Source organism: Ancylomarina sp., from assembly GCF_041555295.1.
Classification (GTDB): Bacteria; Bacteroidota; Bacteroidia; order Bacteroidales; family Marinifilaceae; genus Ancylomarina.
On record NZ_JBFFKR010000434.1, the window covers coordinates 1 to 2084 of the forward strand.

At 32.9% G+C, this 2084-nt stretch carries 2 protein-coding genes; one reads left to right on the top strand and one right to left on the bottom strand.

Annotated elements, in window-relative coordinates; translation table 11 throughout:
* The first annotated feature begins 353 nt into the window (after positions 1 to 353).
* The gene (locus ABY905_RS16820; protein WP_372645982.1) at positions 354 to 815 is read left to right on the top strand and encodes an FKBP-type peptidyl-prolyl cis-trans isomerase; all 462 of its coding nucleotides are present in this window, start codon (positions 354 to 356) and stop codon (positions 813 to 815) included.
* A 109-nt stretch (positions 816 to 924) separates the two neighbouring features.
* Here ABY905_RS16820 and ABY905_RS16825 read toward each other — a convergent pair whose 3' ends face one another.
* Entirely contained in the window at positions 925 to 1677 is a 753-nt protein-coding gene (locus ABY905_RS16825; RefSeq protein WP_372645984.1) for a lysophospholipid acyltransferase family protein, read from the bottom strand.
* Positions 1678 to 2084 lie beyond the last annotated feature (407 nt).

Below are 2084 nucleotides of genomic sequence, written 5' to 3' on the forward strand. Positions count from 1 at the left end.
ATACTGTTCCATTTTTCGTTTTTTGGCATTAGCAGTTCCTGCTAACTCTTTCTCATATTTGAATTCTGGTCTCAATCTGACTTTATTTTAGTTTGGATTAATTTTCGTGATAAAAGTATGAATATTTTTAAAAGAAGAGTTGACTTTTAAAATGTTTTTTAGAAGTATTTTCTACACAAGCCTAAAAATGGGTTTGTAGTTGAAATCCTGTTAAACAGATTAGTCTTTAATAATAAATGACCAGATAGAATCAATGAAACACCTCTGAGTATCACATCAATATTTTATTATATTTGCCCCATCTCAAAAAAAAAATTAACGAGCAATTGAGATAGCTCTTAAATAACCAACAAATGAAATACACATTTCTTATTTTGATTATTACCCTTTTTGCTTCCTGTAATTCTGATTTCGAGGAGACAATACCTAAAGATTATACAGTCGAAAATGAAGCTGAAATCAAAAAATATATAACTGATAATGAATTAGTCGCACAAAAAACTGAATCCGGCTTATTTTATGTGATTGAAGAGCCAGGAACTGGCTTACAACCTACTGCCAGTTCAGATGTTACTGTTGCTTATAAGGGATATTACACCAACAAATCTGTGTTTGACGAAAGTGATGAAAATGGTATTTCTTTTCCTTTAAATGGAGTTATAGCTGGTTGGACGGAAGGTATTCCCTATTTTAAAGAAGGTGGTAAAGGCAAACTTTTAATTCCTTCTCATTTAGCATATGGTCCTTATGGTAATAGTCGTATTCCTGGAGGGGCTGTTCTAATTTTTGATATAAACCTTATCAAAGTCGAGTAGAACTGATTCTTGATTACATCAATTATCAAATTATAAAAAAGGCTTGCTCCTAAGTTTTCACTTCATGGCAAGCCTTTTTTATATTCTTTTCAATCTATAAAGCATAGCCTTATACGCCATACTTTTCATGCAAAGGCTGATTAATAATGGCCTTAAGTTTCTCTTGTAGGGCTTCAGTATCCATCTTTGTCAAGCCTTCGGTAGAAATGGGAGGATGGATGACAACCTCGGCTACACCTGGACAAGCATTTCCTTTAAATAAACTACTTCGTTGCAATCTTTTCCAGTTTGTCGTTTGGGTAACTGGCAAAATTGGAATGCCCATTTTAATCGCGATTGATACCGCCCCTGATTTAAACTCGCCAAGTTGTGGTGCATTGGGGGGAATCGTTCCCTCTGGTAAAATAACCAAAGGATGCCCTTCCTTTACCACATCCATCATGGCTTTAAAACTCTTTAAGGCACCTAATCTGTTGTGTCTATCAACTAAGATATTCATACCTGAAGTATAAAAAATATGGAAGAGTGGCCATTTTTCAATTTCCTTTTTACCCGTAAAGACAAAGCGCTGATCGAAAATCGCATACAAAGGAGCAGGATCGAGGAATGAAGTATGATTGGAACAAATTAAGAAGGGTTGGTCTCTAAGAATATTCTCTTTCCCCTTAACTCTTAAATAAATACCTGAACCATATAACCAGACTCTGGCATAGACTCTAATTATTTTAAAGGCTACCGGGAAGCGTTCTTTCTTGGATAAGAAAAATTTGAATAGTGGGTAAAATAGCACTAAAGTCAATACAAAATAAAGTAAAAAGTAAATTTTGTATATCAGTTTAAAAGGGAATAAAATATATTTCATTTTTTAATCGGTCATTTAAATAAATCAATAGAAGATCGATTTCATATAAAAGTATGATAATTTGTATGAGTCGTTCTATTATTTGACAAAAATATAATATCCTTAAAAATATCCATCATAATTTATGAGAATATCTATTTTCTCATCCAGCTATTTCAAATTTCCTAGAAAACCAGACCTAACCATTTATGATATTAAGCATTTTTACTAAAAGAGATATTCATTATCTTGTGGAGCTAAAGAAATACTAAGCTAAACACTGATACTATGAAAAAGATTTTTGTATTTGCCTTAATGCTAATGGGGATCTCCATTTTTGCACAGGCACAATATGCTGATTATTTTACTGCTGCTACCATGCGATTGGATTACAATCATGTTGGGAATTCAGGAGAAGAACATTTTGC